This is a genomic window from Oleiphilus sp. HI0128 (assembly GCF_001635365.1).
In genome coordinates this window covers 1-823 of sequence record NZ_LWGG01000136.1, presented here as the reverse complement: position 1 = coordinate 823, position 823 = coordinate 1, and the positions used below count along the sequence as shown (strand labels likewise).

Annotated in this window: 1 protein-coding gene; it reads left to right on the top strand. The window is 43.5% G+C overall.

Translation table 11 applies throughout. The features are described 5' to 3' along the window. Positions 1–153: 153 nt before the first annotated feature. Positions 154–823 (top strand): hypothetical protein (locus A3763_RS01795; protein ID WP_068759840.1); only part of this gene is annotated, 670 nt, incomplete at its 3' end.

Genomic DNA, 823 nt, shown 5'->3' with positions numbered 1-823 from the left:
GTGTCGAAGAGTTTTACACGTTCTGAAACCTACCTTTATAGCCTTGCGGACAAGTTACTGTAATAACTAAAGTTACAGAATCTGGTCTATTTCCTGCGTATTTTTTGATCAATAACTCACAATAAAACCAACACAATAGGAAGGAAACAGACAATGAAAAACATTATTTGGCATTTGTGTACAGCTGTCGTTCTATCCTTGTCTTCTTCAATTGCTTCGGCTGCAGTATTGGATATTGACTTTAATGGCTCTCAGTTCTTGCTAGGTACTTTCGACAGTGCAGAAACAGGCACTGATTTCTACAACTATGGTAGCCCTTGGGCAGCATCAGCGAACCCGGTTTACCCTGGAACCACAACCCCCATCCCCTTAGAAGCTGACGCCTTGCAGATATTTTCTCATGTGAATACGCTTACCAATGAATTGAGCTTTGGGGTAATTCTTGAAAGACCAAATGGAAGTGGAGGCGGCTCTTTTAATGCCAGCATTGACTTTTCTACACCCGCAGCACTGGCATTCTTAGATGACCCAAATGAAGGAGGTAATAGTGCACTGGGTACAACTAGCTCTATCAATATTGATTTGGATTGGGTGAATTGCTGTACCGATGGCTTTGTCATCATCGGCTTCGACCCTGAAGACTTATTTATCGACCTGTACAATGTGACCGGTAGCGACTTGGACAGAGCAATATTTCTAAGTCCTGATGGCCAGAATACGCAGTTTGCTTTTCCCGATGACGTATTCTCAATCAGCATAGGTTCCTGTGACCCACAAACCGACCCCAATCAATGCGTGATTAGCGTATCTGAGCCCTCAACGT